The sequence below is a fragment of the Halioglobus sp. HI00S01 genome (assembly GCF_001635445.1).
Taxonomy (GTDB): Bacteria; Pseudomonadota; Gammaproteobacteria; order Pseudomonadales; family Halieaceae; genus Halioglobus; species Halioglobus japonicus.
The window spans coordinates 1-297 of record NZ_LWEE01000117.1; the positions used below are offsets into that span (position 1 = coordinate 1).

Below are 297 nucleotides of genomic sequence, written 5' to 3' on the forward strand. Positions count from 1 at the left end.
GATTTACTTACATGCCGACGGAATCAAGCGCAGCCTCCAGTTGGCTCCAGCGTTGCTCCAGGGTGCCGGTATATCCCACAGCCAGGCGAACAAGGCCGGGGCTGATGCCAGCCGCCTGAATGTCCTCGTCTTCCATTTCGCTGGATGTGCTCGATGCTGAACAGGACATGAGCGTATCGAAGTAGCCAAGACTTACCGCCATAAAGCCAAACTGCTGCTCATTTTGCAGGGCGCCCATGAGTTCCAGCGCTTTCTCTTTGCTGCCCGCGTCAATCGTTAGCACCCCGCCGGCGCCAA

General features: G+C 57.6%; 1 protein-coding gene. It reads right to left on the bottom strand.

Going from position 1 to position 297, the window contains the following annotated elements; genetic code table 11:
* Positions 1–7 precede the first annotated feature (7 nt).
* On the bottom strand, positions 8–297 hold a 290-nt coding region (locus A3709_RS14880; RefSeq protein ID WP_197484217.1), incomplete at its 5' end, for a PLP-dependent transferase.